We start from the raw sequence: 20,870 nt of genomic DNA, 5'->3' as shown, positions 1-20,870 counted from the left end.
AGCCATAATATTATTTTTTTTGCAAATTATCGTATATATTTTTTGATAAGTTAGTATATATAAAGTGTAACAGCGCGCGTATTTTTTGGGGGATATTTATGGGCTATTCCAAGAAAATTCTTATTTTAAACGAAGTGACCAAGGGCTTTGGCGCGGGCGCTGTCAAGGGCGTGGCGGCGATTGAGCAGATAGGGCAAAGCGCGAAATGCGCCGTTAATATATTTAACCTAAAAGATGTCTCAAAAGGCCTTTTTGCTTTTGGCGTCGCTTCGGACAATAGCCCGGTGTATACCCAAAGGCTTGGCCAAAAGGGCAAAATAAGCGCTGCGATGTCATTGGGCGAAATAGATTTGGGGGGCAACCTGTATTGCGTGCTGTGTTATATAAGCGACGAGAATATCATTCCTATAGCCTGGGGCGCGAACAACGCCAAAAAGCTATGGGAGACCAATATCTTGGACGGGTTTAAGAGCATTATCCGTCCCGCCATGTTCGCCGGCAAGGTGGAAAAAGTGGAAATCAAGAAAGAAAACTTGGACGCCGCCAAAAAACCTCAAGACCCAACAAGCGCCTTCGCAAGCGAACAAAAGCCAAGCTATATCCAGCAGTACCGAGCCCAAAGCGCTTATCAAAGGCCAAAGCCCCACCCGCCAAGCGACAGTTTTTTTGACAAACCGCTGTCCATCCCCAAAATAATGGTCGCCAAAATTTCCAAGGTTATAGACGAGGCCGAAAGGGAATACGACGACAGCAAAATCGCTAAAACTTCCTATTATCCGCAAGACATTAAGCCAAGGGATATAATGGCTGAAAGCGCGGCGGCGGTCCAAGCCGTTCAAGAAGCTGCTCGGCAGCCCGATTTTTATAAGGCTTTTGTGGAAATTCCCAACGAATTGGCAGACGGTTTCCAAGACGAGCCGCAGGACTATATAAAAAACAATGTTCAAACTTCTGTCCAAAATCAAACGGACTTTACGGAACAAGAAGTTCTGCAGCCCGAACAAGACCAAGACTATTCCCAAGACGATTTATTTAAAGTGTATTATCCCCAAGATAGCGCGACATCTGAAGCTGAGCAAAGCGATGAGTTTAAGCCCCGATATATTTCGTCTTGGGGTGGATATAATAATATAAGGATAAAAGACCAAGACGAACAAGACCAAGACAGCGGGCAGGACGAAGGCGCAAAAAGCGGTCAAACGGACGAAGAAGATAACGGCGGGCCGAAATATTTTTTGGGCGTAAAGGACCAGCTTGACAAGTTGTTTGAGAACAACCCGCCCGAAGAAAAATTAAATAACCTTATGCCCGACACTTATTGGGTCAAGGTTGAAATCGGGCAAAATCAATATTATGTGGTCGGGCTTATCGGCGAAGGACCGGATTATATAGGTTACGGCGTGCCCGGCGTGTATTCGGTCAACCCGCCCAAAGAGCTTCAAGGATATTGCACATGGCTGGCGCTGGACAAAGATAACCCTCAAGGCGAAGGTTACTGGATGATGTATCAAGACGCCGATAACGGCCAAAGCATTAATCTGGATTTAATATAGAAGCGTTTTTTTTGTTTTAAATCGCCAAATTTAATATATAGCGCCGTCGCGTTTAATTTTTTGTTGGTTTTTTTAAAAATAATCGGCAGCAATCTCTTTTTATTTTTCCTTATCGGAATTAAATTAAATCCATTGTGACATAAATATCATTGATATGTAATATGTTTTATGATAAAATAACGATACAAATTAGCAAGCTGATGCCATTGGAGGAATAATTTGAAGTCAAGCACAAAAGGGGTTATCTTTTTAGCTTTATTAGTGTTGAGCTTTTTGATAATCGCTGGCATTTTTATGTTCAGCGGTCAGCCCGACCCTATCAAATACAACGAAGCCTTGGAATTGATAGTGGAAGGCGATATAAAGCATGTTTATGTGGAAGGCTTCCAAGCAAAAGCCAAAAAGACGCAAACAAGCTCAAAATACGATTATGTGTTTAACATCCCTTCCCGAGCTGATTTTGCCAACGATGTAATAAGGGAATTTAATGCTAAATACGGCGACGGCGATAACCAAATAACCTCGCTTTTGCAAATAGCCGAGGAATTTGATTTTGCCATAGAGTTTAACGACCCCAACGCCGGAAGCATTTGGCAATATTTGCCCTATCTTTTGGGAGTTGTAATGCTGGTGTTGCTGGCGTTTTTTGTGTATCGCATGCTAAACCAAGGCAACAAACAGGCGATTAGTTTTTCTAAGTCCAAAGCCCGCCTAAACCAAAATGTAAAAGTCAGGTTTAGCGATGTCGCGGGCGCCGAAGAAGAAAAGACAGAACTTGCCGAGATAGTGGAATTTTTGAAAAACCCCAAAAAGTTTGAGCAAGTCGGGGCGAGGATTCCCAAAGGCGTGTTGTTGGTAGGACCGCCCGGCACGGGCAAAACCTTGTTCGCAAAAGCTGTCGCGGGCGAGGCCAATGTGCCTTTCTTTTCAATAAGCGGTTCGGACTTTGTGGAGATGTTTGTCGGCGTGGGCGCCTCCCGCGTGCGGGATTTGTTTGAGGACGCCAAAAAGAATATACCTTGCATAGTGTTTATTGACGAGATTGACGCCGTAGGCCGCCAAAGAGGAACGGGCTTGGGCGGCGGACACGACGAGAGGGAACAAACCCTCAATCAATTGCTGGTGCAGATGGACGGCTTTGAAACCAACAGCGGAATTATAGTAATGGCGGCTACCAACAGGGCGGATATTTTGGACCCCGCGCTATTGCGCCCGGGCAGATTTGACAGGCAGATATATATCAATATACCCGATGTTCGCGGAAGGGAAGAAATATTTAAGGTCCACGCGAGAAATAAGCCAATCGGCTCCGATGTGGACTTTAAGGTGTTGGCAAGGATCACCAGCGGATTTTCGGGAGCGGATATAGAAAACCTCCTTAACGAAGCCGCTATATTGGCGGCAAGAGCGGGCAGAAAAGTTATTAACATGCTTGATATCAACGAGGGCATAAACAAAGTAATTATGGGCCCCCAAAAGAAAAGCCGCGTAATTACCGAAGTTGACAAGCGCATTACCGCTTACCATGAAGCCGGGCACGCCATCGTGGCCAAAATTTTGCCGCATTGCGACCCCGTGCACGAAGTGTCCATAATACCGCGCGGCAGGGCGGCGGGCTATACAATGACCCGACCCGAAACCGACGATACCCATACCACGTTTAATAAACTTAACGACGAAATCGCGATGCTTATGGGCGGAAGGGCGGCCGAAGAGCTTGTCATCAAAGACATTTCAACGGGCGCTATAAGCGATTTGCAAGTCGCCACCGAAAGAGCGCGCAAGATGGTCACCGAATGGGGCATGAGCCAAGAGCTTGGGCCAATATATTTAGGTTCCAAACACGAGCTGTTTTTGGGCAGGGATTATCAATCAACGCACAATTACAGCGAAAAGGTCGCCGCCTTGATAGACGCCGAAATCAAAAAGATTTTGGAAAGAGGTTACCAGACCGCCCTAAAAGTTTTGAACGAGCATAGGGAAGTCATGGACAAAATGGTAAGGCTTTTAATAGAAAAAGAAACCATATATTCCGAAGAAGTGGACGCGCTTATGGCGGGCAAGCCTTTGGACGAAATTGAAAGGGAGCTTGAAGAAAGATTGCAGCTAAGGGCAAAACAAGCAAGCGAGGCGATATCCCGTCCCGTCCGTTCGGAAGGTTTGAGTTCATAAAAAATAATTTAAGGCAAGTTTTTAGCTTTGCGCATAATTTTTTATAAAAAAAAGGCTTTGTAAGTTTTAAGCCTTTTTTGGTTTGACTGAGGCAAAAAAATCATATATACTAAGTCGCGTAGGGAAATACTATGGCAAAACAAAAAAAGGTAACATTATTAATAGGAAATATTATTTGGATATCTTTGGTCGGGATTATCGCGCTGTTTGCGCTAATTACGGGCTTTATCAAAACTGACGCCGCGCCCATGTTGGACAAGCCTTATTCAATTCAGATAATAAGCCAAGGCGGATTTGGCTCAACGGCGACGTCCACGGTTGAGTTAGTGGAAGGCGCTAGCAACCAAGAGGATTTGGACAAGTTTTATAAGACATACTTGGATTCAATTGACTTTTCTATTTTAAGGGGCATAATGGAAAATCAATGGTTCAAAAAAGCCCATTTATCCACTTATACGGACGAGGACGGCAACGAGCGGCCAAAAATTTTGGACGCGACCGCTATCCGTTCAATAAGGGCCGTGCCTTCTTCGGTAGAGAATGGTTATAAACACTTAGTTGTGTTTAGATATTTTGACGCCAAAAAGACCGCCAAGATTGACGATGTTGAAATAACTTACGATACGGTTTATTTTTTGGTAAGGCACACCCAAAACGAAATAGCCTCTTTTAAGATGTATCTTGTGGCCCAAGAAGCGCTGGAAAACGAAGACTTTTACCAAACATACGAGATTACCGCCTACGCGCAGCTAACCAAGATGTATGATTTGATTAGGGACATTTTGGACAAATAACAAGGAATAACCAACCCGCTTAAAAAACCTTAAGCGGGTTTTTTGATATTAAACAAACAGTTGAGAAATACGCGTATTTTTGATAAAATAAATTAGCTTTTTAATTGTGGTATAAAATGGAAAGACAGACTATAATTATTTTGGATTTAGGCGGACCGAACAACCAACTAATCGCAAGACGCGTAAGGGAATGCAATGTCTATTGCGAGCTGTTGCCGCATGATGCCGACGCCCAAACAATCAAAAACTTAAACCCCGCAGGCATTATAATCGCCGGCAGCTTTAGTAACGATAATAAGCTATTTAATCTTGACCAAAATATATTTAAGATCGGAATTCCCGTTTTGGGAATAGGTCTTGGACAATTGATAATTTTGAAAACTTTGGGCGGCAATGCAAGCGTCCAAGGCTTAGACTTTAAAAAATCCAAAATCAGCATTGACGCGGCGCATCCTTTGTTTGAGGGCGCCGATAAAAACTTTGACGGCTGGGTTAGCCAATCCGCGCAAGTTGTTGCCCTGCCTCCTGATTTTTATTCGTTAGCTTTAATTAACGGAAACGAATACGCCGCCATAGCAAATGACAAGCTAAAAATTTATGGCGTATTGTTCCATCCCGAACGCGGTTATACCCAAGACGGCATAAAAATTTTGAAAAACTTTCTTTATAATATTTGCAAAGCCCGCGCAGATTGGACTATGGGCCTTTACGCGCAAACATACATTAATAGCCTAAAAGAAAAAATAGGCGGCAAAAAGGTTTTGTGCGCGTTAAGCGGCGGCGTGGACAGCTCGGTCTGCGCTATCTTGGTGCAAAAAGCCATAGGCGATAATTTGGTCTGCATTTTTGTGGACCATGGACTACTTAGGAAAAACGAAGCCGACGAGGTGGAAAACTTTTTCAAAGGCCAGCAAGGCGTTAACTTTTTGCGCGTTAACGCTCAAGATAGATTTTTAAATAGATTAAAAGGCGTGCGCGACCCCGAAAAAAAGCGCAAAATTATAGGCGAGGAATTTATACGCGTTTTTGAGGAGCAAGCCCAAAAAATCGGTCAAATTGATTATTTAGTCCAAGGCACAATATATCCCGATGTATTGGAAAGCGCCAATGTCAAGAGCCATCATAATGTGGGCGGGTTGCCCAAAAATATTAAGTTCAAAGGGATAATTGAGCCGCTAAGAAGCCTGTTCAAAGACGAAGTCAGGCGGCTAGGGCTTGAGCTTGGCATGCCCGAACATCTTGTGTTCAGGCAGCCCTTTCCCGGACCGGGCTTGGCGGTCAGGATTATAGGCGAGGTTACCAAGCAAAAATTGGAAATTTTAAGGGAAGCGGACGCGATATTTAGAGAAGAAATTATATCAGCCGGGCTTAATAAGAATATTAATCAATATTTCGCGATATTGACGGATATGCGTTCGGTCGGGGTCAGGGGCGAAGAACGCGCTTACGAGCATGTCTTGGCGCTAAGGGCGGTAACGACTACCGATTTTATGACAGCGCAATGGGCGCAAATACCGCATAGCGTCTTGGAGCGCGTAAGCTCAAGGATTGTAAACGAGATAAAGGCCATTAACCGCGTGGTTTATGATATAACAAACAAGCCCCCGGCCACAATAGAATGGGAATAATAAAAGATGGCAATAAAAAATATGGGTTTTGATAAAATCAAAGAAGAGTGCGGAGTTTTTGGTTTTTTTGATATGGACGGCTTTGACGCCGCGCGAATGACCTATTACGGCCTTTACGCTTTGCAGCATCGCGGCCAAGAAAGTTGCGGAATCGCGGTCAACGACAACGGCATAATAAGGGTGCACAAAGGCATGGGCTTGGTCAACGAGGTGTTTGACTCGGAAAATATCCAAGAGCTAAAAGGGACAATGGCGGTAGGCCATGTCAGATATTCGGCTTTAAGCGATTTTCAAAGGGAGGATTGCCAGCCGTTAGTCAGCCGTTATATCAAAGGCAGCCTTACCATAGCCCACAACGGCAATTTGACCAACGCTTATGAGCTAAGGCACAAGCTGGAGCATGAGGGCGCTATATTCCAATCTTCTTCCAACGCCGAAGTTATAATGCATTTGGCGGCGCGCGCCCGCACGAAAACGCATTCCATAGAAGAAGCTATGCTTAAGGTCCTACAAAAACTTGAAGGCGCGTTTTCTTTGGTGATAATGAGCCCGCGCAAGCTGATAGGCATCCGCGACCCCAAAGGCTTTAGGCCGCTTTGTCTAGGAAAACTCAAAAACTCTTATATACTGGCAAGCGAAACGGCGGCTTTGGATGTCATAAAAGCCGAGTTTATAAGGGATGTTGAGCCGGGCGAGATGGTAATAATAAACCAAGAGGGCTTAAGGAGCATAAAATACGCCAATGAAACCACCTATGCGCATTGCGTGTTTGAATATATTTATTTTGCCCGCCCCGACAGCGTAATTGACGGAGTGAGCGTTTACGCGGCAAGGGTGCAGGCCGGCAAGCTGTTGGCAAAGGCCCATCCCGTTGAGGCGGACATAGTCGTGGGCGTTCCCGATTCGGGCTTGAGTTTTGCGGTAGGGTATGCCCAAGCTAGCGGCATTCCATACGAAGAAGGGCTTATCAAAAACCGCTACACAGGCCGGACTTTCATAAAACCCACCCAAAACGAAAGGGAAATAAGCGTCAATATAAAGCTAAATGTTTTAAAGAACAACATTGAGGGCAAAAGGGTGATATTGATAGACGACTCTATCGTCCGCGGCACGACCTGCGCCAACCTAATCAAAATGTTAAAAGACGCGGGCGCCACCCAAATACATATGCGGATAGCGTCGCCGCCTTTTTTGTGGCCGTGCTATTTTGGCACGGATATTCCTTCAAGAGAGGAGCTTATCGCCGTCAATTATTCATTAGAACAAATACGCCAAAAAATAGGCGCGGATTCTTTGGGGTATTTGCCGCTAGAGGATATAAAAAACATAGGGCTTATAAAAGACCGCGGCTATTGCGACGCTTGTTTTTCGGGCAAGTATTCTGTCGCTAAGTTGCCCAATGGCAGCCTAAAGCCGTTTAAGACCCAGGAGGAAATATATGACGATAACCCTAGAAGAAATAAAAAAGATTTCAAAATTATCAAGAATTGAATTTGACGACCAAGAACTAAAAGAAATTCAAGACGAGTTTAACGCTATTATAAACGCGATTGACAGGCTAAACGAACTAAACACCGAAGGCATCGTACCGACATATAGCGCGCCTTTGGATGTGGAAGAATTAAGAGAAGATATAATTAAACCGTCTTGGGATAGAGAAAAAATCTTGCAAAACGCGCCCGAACACGAAGACGGGGCGTTTAAAGCGCCTACGATAGTGGAGTAAAAAATGCATACGAAAACATTAAAAGAAATTATAAGCTTGCTTGAAAAAAAAGAAGTCTCGTGCGTTGAAGTCGTCAAAAGCTGTCTTGACAATATTGAGAAAAATAAGCATCTTAACGCGCTTAATTATGTCAACGCGGGCAACGCCATAAAACAAGCGCGAGAAATTGACGCCCGCCGCGCCCGAGGCGAAAAAGTCGGCGCGATGGCTGGAGCGCCTATAATTATAAAGGATAATATTTGCACGGAAGGCATTCCGACCACTTGCTCGTCCAAAATGCTTGAAAACTTTATACCCATATATAACGCGACGGTCATAGAAAAGCTGTTAGCCGAAGACGCCATTATTTTGGGCAAGGCTAATATGGACGAGTTTGCTATGGGTTCTAGCAACCTAAGCTCATATACAGGACCAGCGCGCAATCCTTATAACAGCGAATATGTGTCGGGCGGCTCAAGCGGAGGAAGCTGCGCGAGCGTTTCGGCGAATTTGGCTTATGCCGCGCTGGGCTCGGACACGGGCGGTTCTATACGCCAGCCCGCCAGCTATTGCGGAGTGGTTGGGGTCAAGCCCACTTACGGCACGGTGTCAAGACACGGGCTTATCGCGCTGTCCAGCAGCTTTGACCAAATAGGCCCGATTACCAAAAATGTGGAAGACGCCGCTTTTATGACCCAAATCATAAGCGGATACGACGAACGCGACAATATATCTTATCGGGGCGAGTATCCGAGTTTGGAAATAGACCAAGATTTTACTTTTAAGGGCAAAAAGATAGGCGTTCCCAAAGAGTTTTTGGATATGATACTGGACCAAGATGTGAAAGCCCTAATGCGAGAACAGCTGGCCAAATTAAGCGGCGAGGGCGCCCAAATAATAGAAATGTCAATGAAAACGCTTAAATACGCTATTCCGGTGTATTATGTTTTGGGCTGCGCCGAGGCGGCTTCCAACTTGGCGAGATTTGACGGCATCAAATACGGTTATCGCAGCACGGAATTTGAGGATTTGATAGATATATATTTCAAAAGCCGAACGCAAGGCTTTGGCAAAGATGTCAAGCTAAGAATTTTGGTCGGCAACTTTGCGCTGTCCAAAGGCAATTTTGACGCTTATTTCAAAAAGGCCCAAAAAGTCCAAACGCTTATAAAGCAAGAATTGGACCAAGCTTTCCAAAAATGCGATTTGATTATAACGCCCACTACGCCCACGCCCGCGTTTAAAATAAATCAAGACCAAGAGGACGCGCAATCCAGATATATATGCGATGCGTTCACGGCCCCGGTCAATATAGCGGGCATAGCGGCTATTAGCGTTCCCGCGGGGTTTAGTTCCAAGGGCTTGCCCATAGGGCTTCAGATAATCGCGCCTAGCTTAGGCGAAAAACTAATGTTTGACGCGGCTTACGCGTTTGAGAGGATGAGGCAATGAGTTATTTAGCGGTTATAGGATTGGAAGTTCATACCGAACTTAAGACTAATACCAAAATATTTTGCTCGTGCAAAAACGAGTTTAATTTGGAACCCAATATCAACTGCTGTCCCGTGTGCGTCGGCATGCCGGGCGCGCTGCCCGTTTTAAACAAAAAAGCGGTGGAATACGCTATCAAAGCCGGGCTCGCGCTAAACTGCGAGATTAACTCCTTAACTCGCTGGGAGAGAAAAAATTATTTTTACCCGGACTTGCCCAAGGCTTATCAAATATCCCAAGCCGAAGCACCCATTTGTTTGGGCGGGTATATGGAAATTGAAACCCAAAACGGACCCAAAAAAATCCGCCTCAACCATATCCACTTGGAAGAAGACGCAGGCAAGCTGATCCACTCGGAATATGGCGGCAGCTTGATTGACTATAACAGAGGCGGCGTGCCCTTAATTGAGATTGTTACCGAACCCGATATATCGTCGGCCGACGAGGCGCTTGTGTTTTTGGAAAATCTCAGGGCGCTGCTAAAATATATAGGCGTTTCGGATTGCAGAATGGAACAGGGCTCTTTGCGCTGCGATGTCAATGTTTCTTTGCACAAAGAAGGCGAGCCTTTGGGAACCAGGGTGGAGATGAAAAATTTGGCGTCGTTTAAAGCTGCGCATAGGGCGATAACTTACGAAATAAACCGCCAGACTGAGATATTAAACTCAGGCGGCAAGGTTATCCAAGAGACTAGACGCTGGGATGACCAGAAAGGCCGCTCATATTCAATGCGCACAAAAGAGGACGCGCAAGATTATAGATATTTTTCGGATGCGGATTTGCCGCCCGTCAAGATAAGCCGCGAGTTTGTGCGCAAGGTAAGGGAAACTTTGCCGCTTTTGCCCAAAGAACGCGCACAAAAATATGTGGAAGAGTACAACCTGCCTCCATATGACGCGCAAATATTGACATCCGAAAGAACGATAGCCGACTTTTTTGACGAGTGCGTGGCGCTGTTTGACAATCCCAAAATGATATCCAATTGGATAATGACCGATGTAATGCGCAAACTCAAAGAACAGCAGACCGAAGACATTGTCCTGCCCATTAACGCGCGAAACTTTACCAAGATGCTAAAATTGCACCTAGACAATGTCATCAACCAGCCCGCCGCGAAAACGCTTTTTGAGTATATGTGGGATCAAGACAGCAAGACCGATCCCGAGCAGCTTATCCAAAAACTTAACTTGGTCCAGATAAGCGACGAGGGCGAGCTTGAGAAGATACTCCAAGAAATAATCCAAAACAACCCCGCCGCCGCGGACGATGTAAGAGGCGGCAACAAAAAGGCTATCGCGTTTTTTGTGGGTCAGGTGATGAAAGCGACCAAGGGCAAAGCCAATCCCAAAACAGTCAACGAGCTTATCCAAAAGCTGCTATCATAAAGCGCCGTCCAAAAAGCCATTCGCGCTTTGGGCGCTTTTTATTATAAAAAAGGCTTGCGCCGTTTGGTAAAAAATATTATTTTGGCCGCTTAGCGTATAGCCAAAACTCTACAAAGGAAAAAATAACAAAATCTATAAAAAGTATAAATTAATTTTTTATGAGCTTCAATACGATTAAATAGCCTAAGTCTTTCGTCAAGAGGTTATATTAAAAAAAATCTATTATAGCGGTTTTGCGCCGTTAAAGGTTTTTGGGTCAGGATAAGGACATAAAAGCGCTTTTTCTAGCGGTCGCGCGCTTAAGGGCTTTAAAGCAAGGACAAGGTTGTTTAATTTTTACGCTTTGTATGAATTAATTATTGCGTTTGTGCGCAATTAAAATTATAGCACTATGCGTATTTAAATTTTTTTTGCAAAATTATAAAAGAGGATATAGTAATCTATGGACAAAAAAACGGCTTACCAATACCTTAACAAAAACAAAATGCTGAACATTGACATGATAGACGGCCTAAACAGCGGCGAAGCCGAGGTCATTTATGCGGCGGAAAACGGCGTTTTGCTGTATAACATCAGCGGCGGTTCGTATTTGATAAGCGCCGACGGCGACATAGAAAGGATTTTGGCGTGTGTTGATAAAAACGCGCGTATTTTTATGGCGCATCAGGATTTTTATATCCCTTTGTTAAAGCGGCAATTTGGGCTGGATACCGAGATGCGCTGTTATATGGCGGTTTATACCAAGCCCGCCGCGCCCGAGTTTAAGACCGATTACGAGATAAGACAGCTTACAATTGATTATTTGGATGTCGTGCTTAATACATATTCTTATATCGGCAATAAAGACTATATCGCAAGGCGCATCCAAGACAAATTTATGTATGGCGCGTTTTTGGGCGACGAGTTATTGGGCTATATAGGAACGCATGACGAGGGCGCTATGGGCATGTTAGAGGTTATGCCGCAGCACAGGCGCAAGGGCATAGGTTACGCGTTGGAAGCTTACCTTATAAATGTTTTGTTGCAAAAAGGCCGCGCGCCTTACGCGCATGTCGTAGAAGACAATCAGGCATCCCTAGCGCTTCAAAAAAAGCTGGGTATGGATATACTGGACCAAAAAATAAGCTGGGTGTTTAAGTAAATAATTGAAAGATTATATCGGCATATCCCTAGCGCTTTTAAAAAAACTGGGTATGGATATATTGAACGAAAAAATATGCTGGGTGTTAAAGTAATATTTTTTTATAATAGAAAGGTTATATCAGCTTATTGAAATGGCGAACACTTACTAATTAAGCGTTTGCCAAAGCTTAAAAAGCAAACAGGGCTGGCAGGGTTATATAATGATAGCGCTTATAAAAAGCGCTTGGTAAGTTTTACAAGATAACAATCAATTTGGCGTCTATTCTTACAAAATATAATCTCTATTTGGTGCCTGTAAAAGTTTATTAATTATGCTTGATGGGCTTATAAAAGTTTTAGGTTAGCTTGTTTGCTGTTAAATTGGTTATGCATAATATTTATTACTAATCTCGGTTTTTTAGTAATATTTCCAATAATTTAAAGCCAATAACCCGCCCTTATGATATTGCTTTTTTCTATATATTATTATAAAATAATTTGGCGCTGTAATTTTTTGTTGAGAGATACCGAAGCGGTGAAAAGAAAATAGATTAAATTTCTAAGGCGCAAATTATTGGCGATTTTATGGAGAGATGTCTGAGCGGTTGAAAGAGCGCGACTCGAAATCGCGTGATAGCCTAAAGCTATCCGGGGGTTCGAATCCCCCTCTCTCCGCCAGCAAAGCAATAAAGAAAATGCGTTTTTTAAAAACATCATTATTTAAAAAACATAATAGACTATTAAATCTATTTTTATCAACGCTTGTATCGCAATGTTTTTTATTTTTTCATGAATAATGCCTGTTTGCTATATTTTTTAAAAGAAGACCAATTAAGTTTCAAATTCAAATTTATCTGATGCAATAGTCAATACAAATTAAAAAAGCAATACGCTTTTAGGGGCGATATTGCTTTTTGCAATTTTTATTTGCGTTTTGCGTTAATTTTTTTGTTAACGCTTTAATTAAAGCGTTTGGCTTTCTTTACAGCGGGTTTGTTTGGGATTTTAGGACTGTGTAGCCTAGTTTGGTTATGGCGCTTACTATGTCTTTTATGGATAGTTTTTGGTCGTCGTAGTTTACCTTTACTTTGCTTGAGTTAAACAACACCTTTAGGCTGTCTTTATCCACGCCTTGCAGGGATTTGACCGCGTTTTCTATTTTTTGCATACACGAGGGGCAGGTCAGGGTTTCTAATTGAATTGTCGCCTTTTGCATTTTTTTATATCTCCTGTAATTTTTTATATTAATCTTTTTATACTTATTTTTTTATACTAATCCGCGCTTATTCTTTAAATTAATCTAACTAACAATTTTGTGTTTTATTGTTTATACTAATCTGCGCTTTTTTCTTTATTTAATTTGCGCTTACTCCTTTATGCTAATCCGCCTTTTCTTTATAAATCTCAAATTTTGTTATGCTATTTGTGTTTTTTCTTTATAATAAATCTTTTTTTCTCAATATATAGTCGCATGCCGCTTAGGATCATAGCAAGTATGCTCGCCTCATGCGCCAGCGTTCCTATGGACATATTCATCCACGGAAAAAAACAAACTTCCAAACAATATCAAAACCACGCCTACCGCTTTTTTAATTTATAGCGAAGCAGTCGCATGCCGTTTAGGATCACAGCAAGTATGCTCGCCTCGTGCGCCAGCATTCCTATGGACATATTCATCCACGGGAAGAACAAACTTCCAAACAATATCAAAACAACGCCTACGGCTATAATAATGTTTTGGCGCATGTTGTTAGCTGTCGCCTTGGTTAAGCCTAGGGCGTGGGGCAATTTGGCAATATCGGAGTTCATCAAGACTATATCCGATGTCTCAATAGCCACATCCGTGCCGCCGCCCATGGCGATGCCTATTTGCGCCAGGGCAAGCGAAGGGCTGTCGTTTACCCCGTCTCCCACAAAGGCGACGATCTGGCCTTGTTCTTGCAACTTTTTGATATACGCCGATTTGTCCTCGGGCAGCATATTGCCGCGCGCCTCGTTAAGCCCTAGTTCTTTGGCTACCAAATCAACCGTTTTTTGATTGTCGCCCGACAAAAGCGCCAGATTTTTTACGCCAAGTTTTTTTAGGCGTTTTAGAACTTCCCCAACGCCCGGCCTTATTTGGTCGCGGATGCCCATCAAAACCTTTAGCTCCCCGTCAATAGCCGTAAGCGCTAACGAGTTTCCGTCTTTTTCAAACCTTGCGATATCTGCGCGGGCTTTTTCGCCTAAAATCACATTTTCCCGCTCCATTAAGGCTAAATTGCCCACTGCGACCCTATGCCCGTTGACTTGGGCGACGAGCCCGCCGCCTTTTATCACATTAGTTTTTTCTACGGGATATGTCTTTATATCGCCTAGATACTCCACAATGGCTTTGGCTAAAGGGTGGTCGGATTGCTTTTCCACGCTCGCAAGATAACTTAGCGCCTCGTCTATATTCTCCGTATAAAATTCTTTATCGGCGACCTTGGGATTGCCTATGGTAAGAGTGCCTGTTTTGTCAAATGCTATTGTGTCAACACGGCTAAAGTCGCTTATGACTTCGCTGCCTTTGAGCAAAACGCCATGCCGCGCGCCGTTGCCTATGCCCGCCACATTGGAGACCGGCACGCCGATAACAAGCGCGCCTGGACAGCCCAATACCAATATGGTAATGGCAAGCTCAATATTCCTTGAAATCAGCCATACCAAAAAGGCTATTGCCAAAACGGCTGGCGTATAGTATTTGGAAAACTTGTTAATAAACCGCTCGGCTTTGGATTTGGAATCTTGCGCCTCTTCCACAAGCTCAATAATCTTGCCAAAAGTCGTGTCCTCGCCTACGCGGTCAGCGACAATTTGCAAAGCGCCGTTTTCTAATATAGTCCCGGCATATACTTTTGAGTTTTGTTTTTTGCCTACGGGGACTGCCTCGCCCGTAATGCTCGCTTCGTTGACATATCCCTCGCCCGACAAAACCGTTCCGTCAACCGGAATTTTTGCGCCCGTTTTGACCAGCAACACATCCCCGATATCAACTTCGTCTATTTCCACTTCCTCAAATTCGCCGTCTTTAGTCTGTTTTAGGGCGAACTCGGGCGCCATTTTGGTTAGTTCTTTGATTGCCGAGCGTGTTTTGTTAAGCGTCCTTTGTTCCAAATACGCCCCGAATAAAAACAGGAATGTAACGATAGCCGATTCCTCGTAGTTTTTAATGAAAAAAGCGCCTATAACCGCTATGGTAACCAAAACATCAATGCTGACGACTTTGACTTTTAACGCCTGATACGCCTGGATTATTATGGGTAACACTCCAAACAAAGACGCGGTTATCAGCATCCAATCGGCGATCAGCGGCTTTTTGAAGCCTAGCTTGGCGGTAAAGGCCGCCGCTATCAAGATCGCGCCGATTACGGCTATATATTTTTTTCTGTCTAAGATAAATTTTTGGATTCTCATTTTCTTTGCTTCCTATGAGTAAATATGCTTTTGCCCTAAATTTTTTGGGCGATAAGCTTTTTACGCATGATATGCTTTATCTAATTCCGCCAGCATGTTATACACGGCCTCGTAGCTTTCGCAAACATCGCAAGGGGCGGCGTAATTATTAGTAATCTTGCGCAAGAGGGCAAACTCCTCTGTCAAATCGGGCTTTTTCGCGCCCGCGTCTTTTATCTTTTGGGCAAGGTTATCAAATATTTTTTGGACCTTGTAAAATTCAGGATGCGCGCCGCCGTGGACGCGCGCCACAATGGGCACATATTGGGCCAATGTTTTTAAATATTTTTGTTTTGTTTGAATAAAATTATGTTTTGGCATAGGTTTTTTCTCCTCATCCTTATTGCGCGGTCCTATTGTATCAAAAATGCCCAAAAATTAAATTGATCTGCGTCAAGTTTTTAAAAAAATTTTGTTAGGTTTTTATAATTTTTTAAAAAAATGAAACTTAAAGATATTTTTATAAATGATTAGGCGTTTTATGGAGTTATTAAGCAGCCTAAAAAGATAAAAAAGCTGTCATAAATACAGCTTATATAATAAATCGTCTAATAAATTCAAATTATATGGGCAATAGACTGCCGTAAATCAGGTTATACCGATAATAATCCGTCCAAGTCCAAAATTTTTATCTTTCGGCTTGATTTTAGTTTTATATAGCCGTTGTTTTCCAGGTCGGCAAGTTTTCTGCTTATGGTTTCGGGAGTTGTTCCCAAATATGACGCCAAGTCTTTTTGGCTCATGGAAAGCTCCACATCCATAGAATCGCCTTTTTTTAGCTCGGCGATATATTGGGCAAGCCTTGTTTCCGCTTTTTCGGTGGCGACCCGCGTTGTTTGTTGCTCGGACATATCCAATCTTTTGGAAAATTCTTCCAAAATCTTTAACGCTATCGTGGGGTATTTTAACAAAAACGCCCGCAAATCATTCCTTTTGATTATGCACACCTCGCTGTCGCTCATTGCCTCGGCATAGGCTTCGTGGTAGGATTCTCTAAACAAAGCCAACTCGCCCGTAAAGTCGCCGGGGTTTAGGATTCTTACCAATTGCTCTTTGCCCGAGTCTGACAGCCGATAAATCCTTATTTTGCCCTTTCGGACAATATATAGCGAGTCGTCCGTATCTCCCGCAAGATAGATCAACTCGCCCTTTTTATAAGACGCCGAACGGATAGCTTTCATGATTTCTTGCATTTGTTCGCTTTCTAGATGATTGAATATAGGGACTATGGCAATGCAGGAAGCACCCGAGCCCATATCCTGTCTTTGATGCCCGCAATGCCCGCATATTATATTGTTTTGCTTATTATCTTTATCCATTGCCATATCCTTAATTTAGTATGTTAATCAAAAGCATATATATCTAATTATAACATAATCTTATGCTATATAATATAAAATGCCATAGCCCGCAAATCCCAATAAACCAAAAAATCTTATGAAACAGATTTATATAGGAATCTTGGCAATATGATAACAAGATACGCAAGATAAACATAAAATAAGATATGCAAGCAACCGCAATAACACAAAAAAAGCCTAAACGCGCTTTAAATATGCCTGTTGAATTTTTTTGTAAAAGATGATATAATATATGCACTAAATCTTTGTCGCTTCTCAGTATGCGTCTAACAAATTGCTGAGCTCGAAATATTTGTCGCTCCCTGGCACGCGTCTAATAAATGGCCAGGCTTATATTGTTACTAGATTTATAATTTTGGGCTCTAATGAGGGTCCAAATTTTTTTGGGAGGGGGAAATTGCATGTCTTTTAAAAAATATAAAGGCAAATTCGTTTTTTTAAAAGCTAAATACTACGAAGATTTTCCCGATAAAAACCTTTTGCGCGAAAAAACGCATCCCGACGGCAGGATAAGCCGACCGTTCTTTTTCGTGTTTTACGAAAAGTCAGATATAATGTGGCTGGCGCCCGTGTCTTCGCAAATTGATAAATATCGGACAATTTACAATAAAGCCTTAAAAAGATACGGCAGATGCGACACGATAATGTTTGGCAATATTTTTGGGCAAGAGCGCGCCTTTTTATTGCAAAACATTTGTCCCGCGACGGAAGAATATATTGACAGAATATATTGCGTCAACGGCGAGCCCGTGCGGGTTGAAACTCTTTTTGAGAAAAAACTTGCGCCAACGTCAAAATTTGTTTTAAATCTTCACAGGGCTTTGACAAAGCAGGGCAAAAATGGACTAATATTCCCCGATGTGTTAAATATAGAAAAACAACTTATAGAAAGACTTAATATGCGAAAAAAACCCAAAGACGCTTGGCAAGATATAGACCCGCCTATTGAGTGTTGGCAGCACGAAGACGGCAGTTTCATAAAAGACGACAAAGTCAGGATAGGCGTTTACCTTGACAAAGCTAAGCGCTTTAGAACGGCGATATCGGTTTCCCTTAAATACGCCGTTATCAAAAAGATAAAAGACGCTTTGTTTGTCGTAAAACTAAGCCCACGATTTATAGATAAGGTTTATAAGAAAACCAAAGGCATGATTGACCTTAGCGAAAATCCATTAATTGTCTATAAAAAATCGCCGCCAAAAATATAAAACCCGTTGGCGGCGTTTTTTTGTTTTTTGGGTTTTAGCGCGATTTTTTATTCTTCAAAGTTAATCTCGTTTTCTTTTATAAAGTTTTTGTTTAATTTCCTGTCCAGCGCGCTATCAATTTTGCCCGAGTCTGATTTTTCGTATGTGCAAATAAGAGTTATTCCTAACTTTTTATAAATTGGCATTTTAAATTTTTTTGTCTTTATATATTGAATATTATTTTCGTTGTAGCCCCAATGCTCAATATAAACATGCTTGCCTTGACCTAAATAATTAGGAAGAAAAAAATCAGGATGCAAAACTTCTTTTTCGCCCGAGCCATACGGCAATTCTTTTTCATACCCATGCGGTATATTATGTTCAAATAGATAATTGTCAATATCCCTTTCGGACTTGCTTTTTACCACATGCCCGTCCTTGCAAGTATATCTGCCCTCATAATCTTCGTCTAACAACTCCACATGAGAACAATTGGTTATTTTAAACAGCAATTGTTTGTCCTTGAATTTGTAGTAGCATGATGGACAAAAAAGTAGCCCGTCCGTGCCTTTGCCGCAAGTTATGCACCTGGATTTATTTTTTTCATTAATTATTACAACCGCGTTTTCTTCGCTTGCTAAATCGTCTTGACTGCTTTTTTGCTCTGCTAGCGATGCTTTTTTAGTATTTAAGGTATTTAGCAATTCTTCTTTTGTGGATTTTTTGAAACAATCTTTACAAAAAGCGTATCCTTCGGTTTTTTCATTGCATATAACGCAATTATTAAAACCCTCTGCGGGCAATTCGGTATATTTATAATCTTTATTTAAGATTATATTGGTTTTTGAATCCGCAAACAAATTCTCGTCTTTTATGTAAATATCGCCCGATTTTAACAAATCGGCATGCTTTCCGCAAAGCCTGTCCTTTCTTGCGTTGCCCATATACACTCTTGTTGGCTCGCCGCAAATTGGGCATTCTAATTTTTCTTTCATCGTTTTCCTCTCTCTATTTATTAGATTTATTTTACCAAATATAGCAATTTAAGTCAAAAATTGGGTCATTTTAAGCCTATATTTAAAAACTTAATTGGTTTTTATATTGATTCATACTATCTTAATTAAAGATGATTTAATAAACGCTTTTTAATAATTCATATTTTTAGGCGTATTTTTCTTTTTTTTCATCATTTTCAAGCAAAAAAATAAAAATTTATATAATTTTATAGAAAAAAATATTAAAGTCAATTTTGTGAAATATATTGACAAATCATTTTTATTAACTATAATTGTATCTATACTATAATAATATCGGAGGGGGGGATAATGAGAAAAATAAAAGCTCTTTTTCTGTTCGTATTGATAATCGGGCTTTTAGGAGTTTCTATCAAAAGCCCTGCCAAGCTGGGACAAAAAACGGTATCAATCAAAATACGATAAAAACTATAAAAAATAATAAACCAATGGAAATCTTAAAAGTAAAAAATTTAACAAAAATTTATGGCGCCCAAGACGCCAAAGTCGTGGCGCTTGACCATGTTTCTTTTTCTGTTAAAAAAGGCGAGTTTTTGGCCATAATGGGCCCCTCTGGTTCAGGCAAATCAACCCTTTTGCATCTTATAGCGGGGCTGGATGCGCCCAACGAAGGCAGCGTTTTTTTAAACGGCATTAATATTTTTTCCCTAAAAGGCGACGAAGTAGCCAAATTTAGACGAAGGCAAATAGGTTTTGTCTATCAATTTTATAATTTGATTCCGATTTTGACGGTAGAAGAAAATATATCTTTGCCCGTTTTGCTTGACAAGAAAAAAGTAGATAAGCAATGGATGGCAAAACTTCTTGATATGCTGGGTTTGACCGACCGCAAATCCCATCTTCCCAATCAGCTCTCGGGCGGGCAGCAGCAGCGCGCCGCCATAGGCAGAGCGCTGTTTTTTGAGCCCGCTATAGTTTTAGCCGACGAGCCTACGGGCAATTTGGACACAAAAAACAGCGACGATATCATAGCGCTTTTGGAAAAGATGAACAAAGAATTAACCCAGACTATATTGCTGGTTACGCACGACCCCAAAATCGCAAGCAGGGCGCATAGGATTATCAGGCTTTCAGATGGAAAAATAGTAGAGGATACCGCAAATTGAATATTTGCCCGTTACTGGCGTTACGCTCGTTAATCAAAAACAAATTAAGAACATTGACTACTTCGGTAGGTATTTTTTTGGCGGTTTTGCTAATGAGCGCGATCTCGGTCTTGGTTACCAGCGTGATATCGTCATTGACCGCCGCCGAGGTCAACCAGCATGGCGACTGGCATTTTTATGTAAGCGAAGCATCCGATACGCAAATTAATGATGTTCTTAATACCAATAAGGTCGCAAAATACTGCACGGCAAGCGACCAAGGAATTTCTAATATCGCCGATCCTGTTGACCAAGAAAAAACATCCATACAATTGACGGCGGTATCCCCGAGCTTTTTTGAAATGATGCCTGTCCAATTGATAGAGGGACGGCTTCCTCAAAAAGAAAATGAAATATTAATCCCTGTTCATTTAAAAAATGATTATAAGTTTAAGGTCGGCGGCGATATTACATTAAATCTTACTAAAAAGCCAAAAGACCAAGACCCAATCGGCGGCGGATTGGTCCAAATCCTAAGTTCTTTGGGTTTAGATAATGAGGATAATGGTGATGAAGAGCGCAAAACCTGCTTGATTGTAGGCGTTTGCGAAGTCGTGGATGCTTTGGAATTTATTTATTATTCATCCTATACGGCGTTGACTCTTGACGCCATGGAAGGCTTTCAAGAAAAGGATGTTTATTTTAAATTAAAAAATCCAAGGGCTAATTATTATATAATTACAGATAATTTTTCAGAAGATAGCATTATCCCCAATTTTCATCTTTTGGATGTTTTGGGCGTTGGAATGGGCGAAAGCGTTGGAAAGGCGCTAGAAGTAGTGGCGATTTTTTTGATACTGATTATCGCTCTTGCAT

At 42.1% G+C, this 20,870-nt stretch carries 17 protein-coding genes and 1 tRNA gene; 13 read left to right on the top strand and 5 right to left on the bottom strand.

The features are described from left to right. Positions 1-98: 98 nt before the first annotated feature. The 10 genes from GX756_00585 (at position 99) to GX756_00540 (ending at position 12,528) form a co-directional block, all read left to right on the top strand. Positions 99-1,553, top strand: a complete 1,455-nt coding sequence (locus tag GX756_00585) for a hypothetical protein (GenBank protein NLC16366.1) — start codon at positions 99-101, stop codon at positions 1,551-1,553. Between the two features lie 219 nt (positions 1,554-1,772). Then, positions 1,773-3,725, top strand: a complete 1,953-nt coding sequence (locus GX756_00580; GenBank protein ID NLC16365.1) for an ATP-dependent metallopeptidase FtsH/Yme1/Tma family protein — start codon at positions 1,773-1,775, stop codon at positions 3,723-3,725. A 131-nt stretch (positions 3,726-3,856) separates the two neighbouring features. Beyond that, positions 3,857-4,519: a hypothetical protein gene (locus GX756_00575; protein ID NLC16364.1), complete on the top strand. Its 663-nt coding sequence runs from the start codon at positions 3,857-3,859 to the stop codon at positions 4,517-4,519. Between the two features lie 116 nt (positions 4,520-4,635). Beyond that, positions 4,636-6,147, top strand: coding sequence for a glutamine-hydrolyzing GMP synthase (gene guaA / locus GX756_00570; protein ID NLC16363.1), 1,512 nt, complete (start codon positions 4,636-4,638; stop codon positions 6,145-6,147). 6 nt (positions 6,148-6,153) lie between these two features. Beyond that, entirely contained in the window at positions 6,154-7,638 is a 1,485-nt protein-coding gene (locus GX756_00565; GenBank protein NLC16362.1) for an amidophosphoribosyltransferase, read from the top strand. After that, positions 7,586-7,873 (top strand): Asp-tRNA(Asn)/Glu-tRNA(Gln) amidotransferase subunit GatC, encoded by a 288-nt coding sequence (gene gatC / locus GX756_00560; GenBank protein NLC16361.1) that lies wholly within the window; start codon positions 7,586-7,588, stop codon positions 7,871-7,873. Before GX756_00565 ends, gatC begins: the two co-directional genes overlap by 53 nt. A gap of 3 nt (positions 7,874-7,876) precedes the next feature. After that, the gene (gene gatA, locus GX756_00555; GenBank protein NLC16360.1) at positions 7,877-9,304 is read left to right on the top strand and encodes an Asp-tRNA(Asn)/Glu-tRNA(Gln) amidotransferase subunit GatA; all 1,428 of its coding nucleotides are present in this window, start codon (positions 7,877-7,879) and stop codon (positions 9,302-9,304) included. Beyond that, complete coding sequence (gene gatB, locus GX756_00550) at positions 9,301-10,728, top strand: Asp-tRNA(Asn)/Glu-tRNA(Gln) amidotransferase subunit GatB (GenBank protein NLC16359.1); 1,428 nt, start codon at positions 9,301-9,303, stop codon at positions 10,726-10,728. The genes gatA and gatB overlap by 4 nt, the downstream gene beginning before the upstream one ends. Positions 10,729-11,170: 442 nt before the next feature. Beyond that, on the top strand, positions 11,171-11,869 hold the full coding sequence (locus tag GX756_00545) for a GNAT family N-acetyltransferase (protein ID NLC16358.1): 699 nt from the start codon (positions 11,171-11,173) through the stop codon (positions 11,867-11,869). A gap of 568 nt (positions 11,870-12,437) precedes the next feature. Continuing rightward, positions 12,438-12,528, top strand: a tRNA-Ser gene (locus GX756_00540). Positions 12,529-12,832: 304 nt separating this feature from the next. On the opposite strand, the gene GX756_00535 is transcribed toward GX756_00540, so the two are convergent. The 4 genes from GX756_00535 to GX756_00520 all read right to left on the bottom strand — a co-directional run bounded on the left by GX756_00535 (position 12,833) and on the right by GX756_00520 (position 16,652). Beyond that, positions 12,833-13,066 carry a heavy-metal-associated domain-containing protein gene (locus tag GX756_00535; protein NLC16357.1) on the bottom strand — a complete coding sequence of 78 codons (234 nt, stop codon included), beginning with the start codon at positions 13,064-13,066 and terminating at the stop codon, positions 12,833-12,835. Positions 13,067-13,428: 362 nt separating this feature from the next. Beyond that, positions 13,429-15,282, bottom strand: coding sequence for a cadmium-translocating P-type ATPase (gene cadA, locus GX756_00530; GenBank protein NLC16356.1), 1,854 nt, complete (start codon positions 15,280-15,282; stop codon positions 13,429-13,431). 66 nt (positions 15,283-15,348) lie between these two features. After that, positions 15,349-15,648 (bottom strand): iron-sulfur cluster repair di-iron protein, ric, encoded by a 300-nt coding sequence (locus GX756_00525; GenBank protein NLC16355.1) that lies wholly within the window; start codon positions 15,646-15,648, stop codon positions 15,349-15,351. A 272-nt stretch (positions 15,649-15,920) separates the two neighbouring features. Then, positions 15,921-16,652, bottom strand: coding sequence for a Crp/Fnr family transcriptional regulator (locus GX756_00520; GenBank protein ID NLC16354.1), 732 nt, complete (start codon positions 16,650-16,652; stop codon positions 15,921-15,923). A 437-nt stretch (positions 16,653-17,089) separates the two neighbouring features. On the opposite strand from GX756_00520, the gene GX756_00515 reads away from it, so the two are divergent. Beyond that, a complete protein-coding gene (locus GX756_00515) occupies positions 17,090-17,896 on the top strand; it encodes a hypothetical protein (protein NLC16353.1) in 807 nt (268 codons plus the stop codon). 47 nt (positions 17,897-17,943) lie between these two features. On the opposite strand, the gene GX756_00510 is transcribed toward GX756_00515, so the two are convergent. Then, on the bottom strand, positions 17,944-18,870 hold the full coding sequence (locus GX756_00510; protein ID NLC16352.1) for a hypothetical protein: 927 nt from the start codon (positions 18,868-18,870) through the stop codon (positions 17,944-17,946). A gap of 467 nt (positions 18,871-19,337) precedes the next feature. Here GX756_00510 and GX756_00505 point away from each other — a divergent pair, with 467 nt between their 5' ends. Continuing rightward, positions 19,338-20,015, top strand: a complete 678-nt coding sequence (locus GX756_00505; GenBank protein NLC16351.1) for an ABC transporter ATP-binding protein — start codon at positions 19,338-19,340, stop codon at positions 20,013-20,015. Beyond that, the coding region (locus tag GX756_00500; protein ID NLC16350.1) for a hypothetical protein at positions 20,012-20,870 on the top strand (859 nt) is incomplete at its 3' end. The genes GX756_00505 and GX756_00500, both read left to right, overlap by 4 nt.

Source organism: Clostridiales bacterium, from assembly GCA_012512255.1.
Classification (GTDB): domain Bacteria; phylum Bacillota; class Clostridia; order Christensenellales; family DUVY01; genus DUVY01.
Note: the sequence above shows the minus strand (reverse complement) of the source record. Positions and strands in the feature narration are given on the sequence as shown.

Coding starts and splice junctions, on each gene's coding strand:
- GX756_00585 (NLC16366.1), top strand. CDS start 99: ATGGGCTATTCCAAGAAAATTCTTATTTTAAACGAAGTGACCAAGGGC.
- GX756_00575 (NLC16364.1), top strand. CDS start 3,857: ATGGCAAAACAAAAAAAGGTAACATTATTAATAGGAAATATTATTTGG.
- guaA (NLC16363.1), top strand. CDS start 4,636: ATGGAAAGACAGACTATAATTATTTTGGATTTAGGCGGACCGAACAAC.
- GX756_00565 (NLC16362.1), top strand. CDS start 6,154: ATGGCAATAAAAAATATGGGTTTTGATAAAATCAAAGAAGAGTGCGGA.
- gatC (NLC16361.1), top strand. CDS start 7,586: ATGACGATAACCCTAGAAGAAATAAAAAAGATTTCAAAATTATCAAGA.
- gatA (NLC16360.1), top strand. CDS start 7,877: ATGCATACGAAAACATTAAAAGAAATTATAAGCTTGCTTGAAAAAAAA.
- gatB (NLC16359.1), top strand. CDS start 9,301: ATGAGTTATTTAGCGGTTATAGGATTGGAAGTTCATACCGAACTTAAG.
- GX756_00545 (NLC16358.1), top strand. CDS start 11,171: ATGGACAAAAAAACGGCTTACCAATACCTTAACAAAAACAAAATGCTG.
- GX756_00535 (NLC16357.1), bottom strand. CDS start 13,066: ATGCAAAAGGCGACAATTCAATTAGAAACCCTGACCTGCCCCTCGTGT.
- GX756_00525 (NLC16355.1), bottom strand. CDS start 15,648: ATGCCAAAACATAATTTTATTCAAACAAAACAAAAATATTTAAAAACA.
- GX756_00520 (NLC16354.1), bottom strand. CDS start 16,652: ATGGCAATGGATAAAGATAATAAGCAAAACAATATAATATGCGGGCAT.
- GX756_00515 (NLC16353.1), top strand. CDS start 17,090: ATGTCTTTTAAAAAATATAAAGGCAAATTCGTTTTTTTAAAAGCTAAA.
- GX756_00510 (NLC16352.1), bottom strand. CDS start 18,870: ATGAAAGAAAAATTAGAATGCCCAATTTGCGGCGAGCCAACAAGAGTG.
- GX756_00505 (NLC16351.1), top strand. CDS start 19,338: ATGGAAATCTTAAAAGTAAAAAATTTAACAAAAATTTATGGCGCCCAA.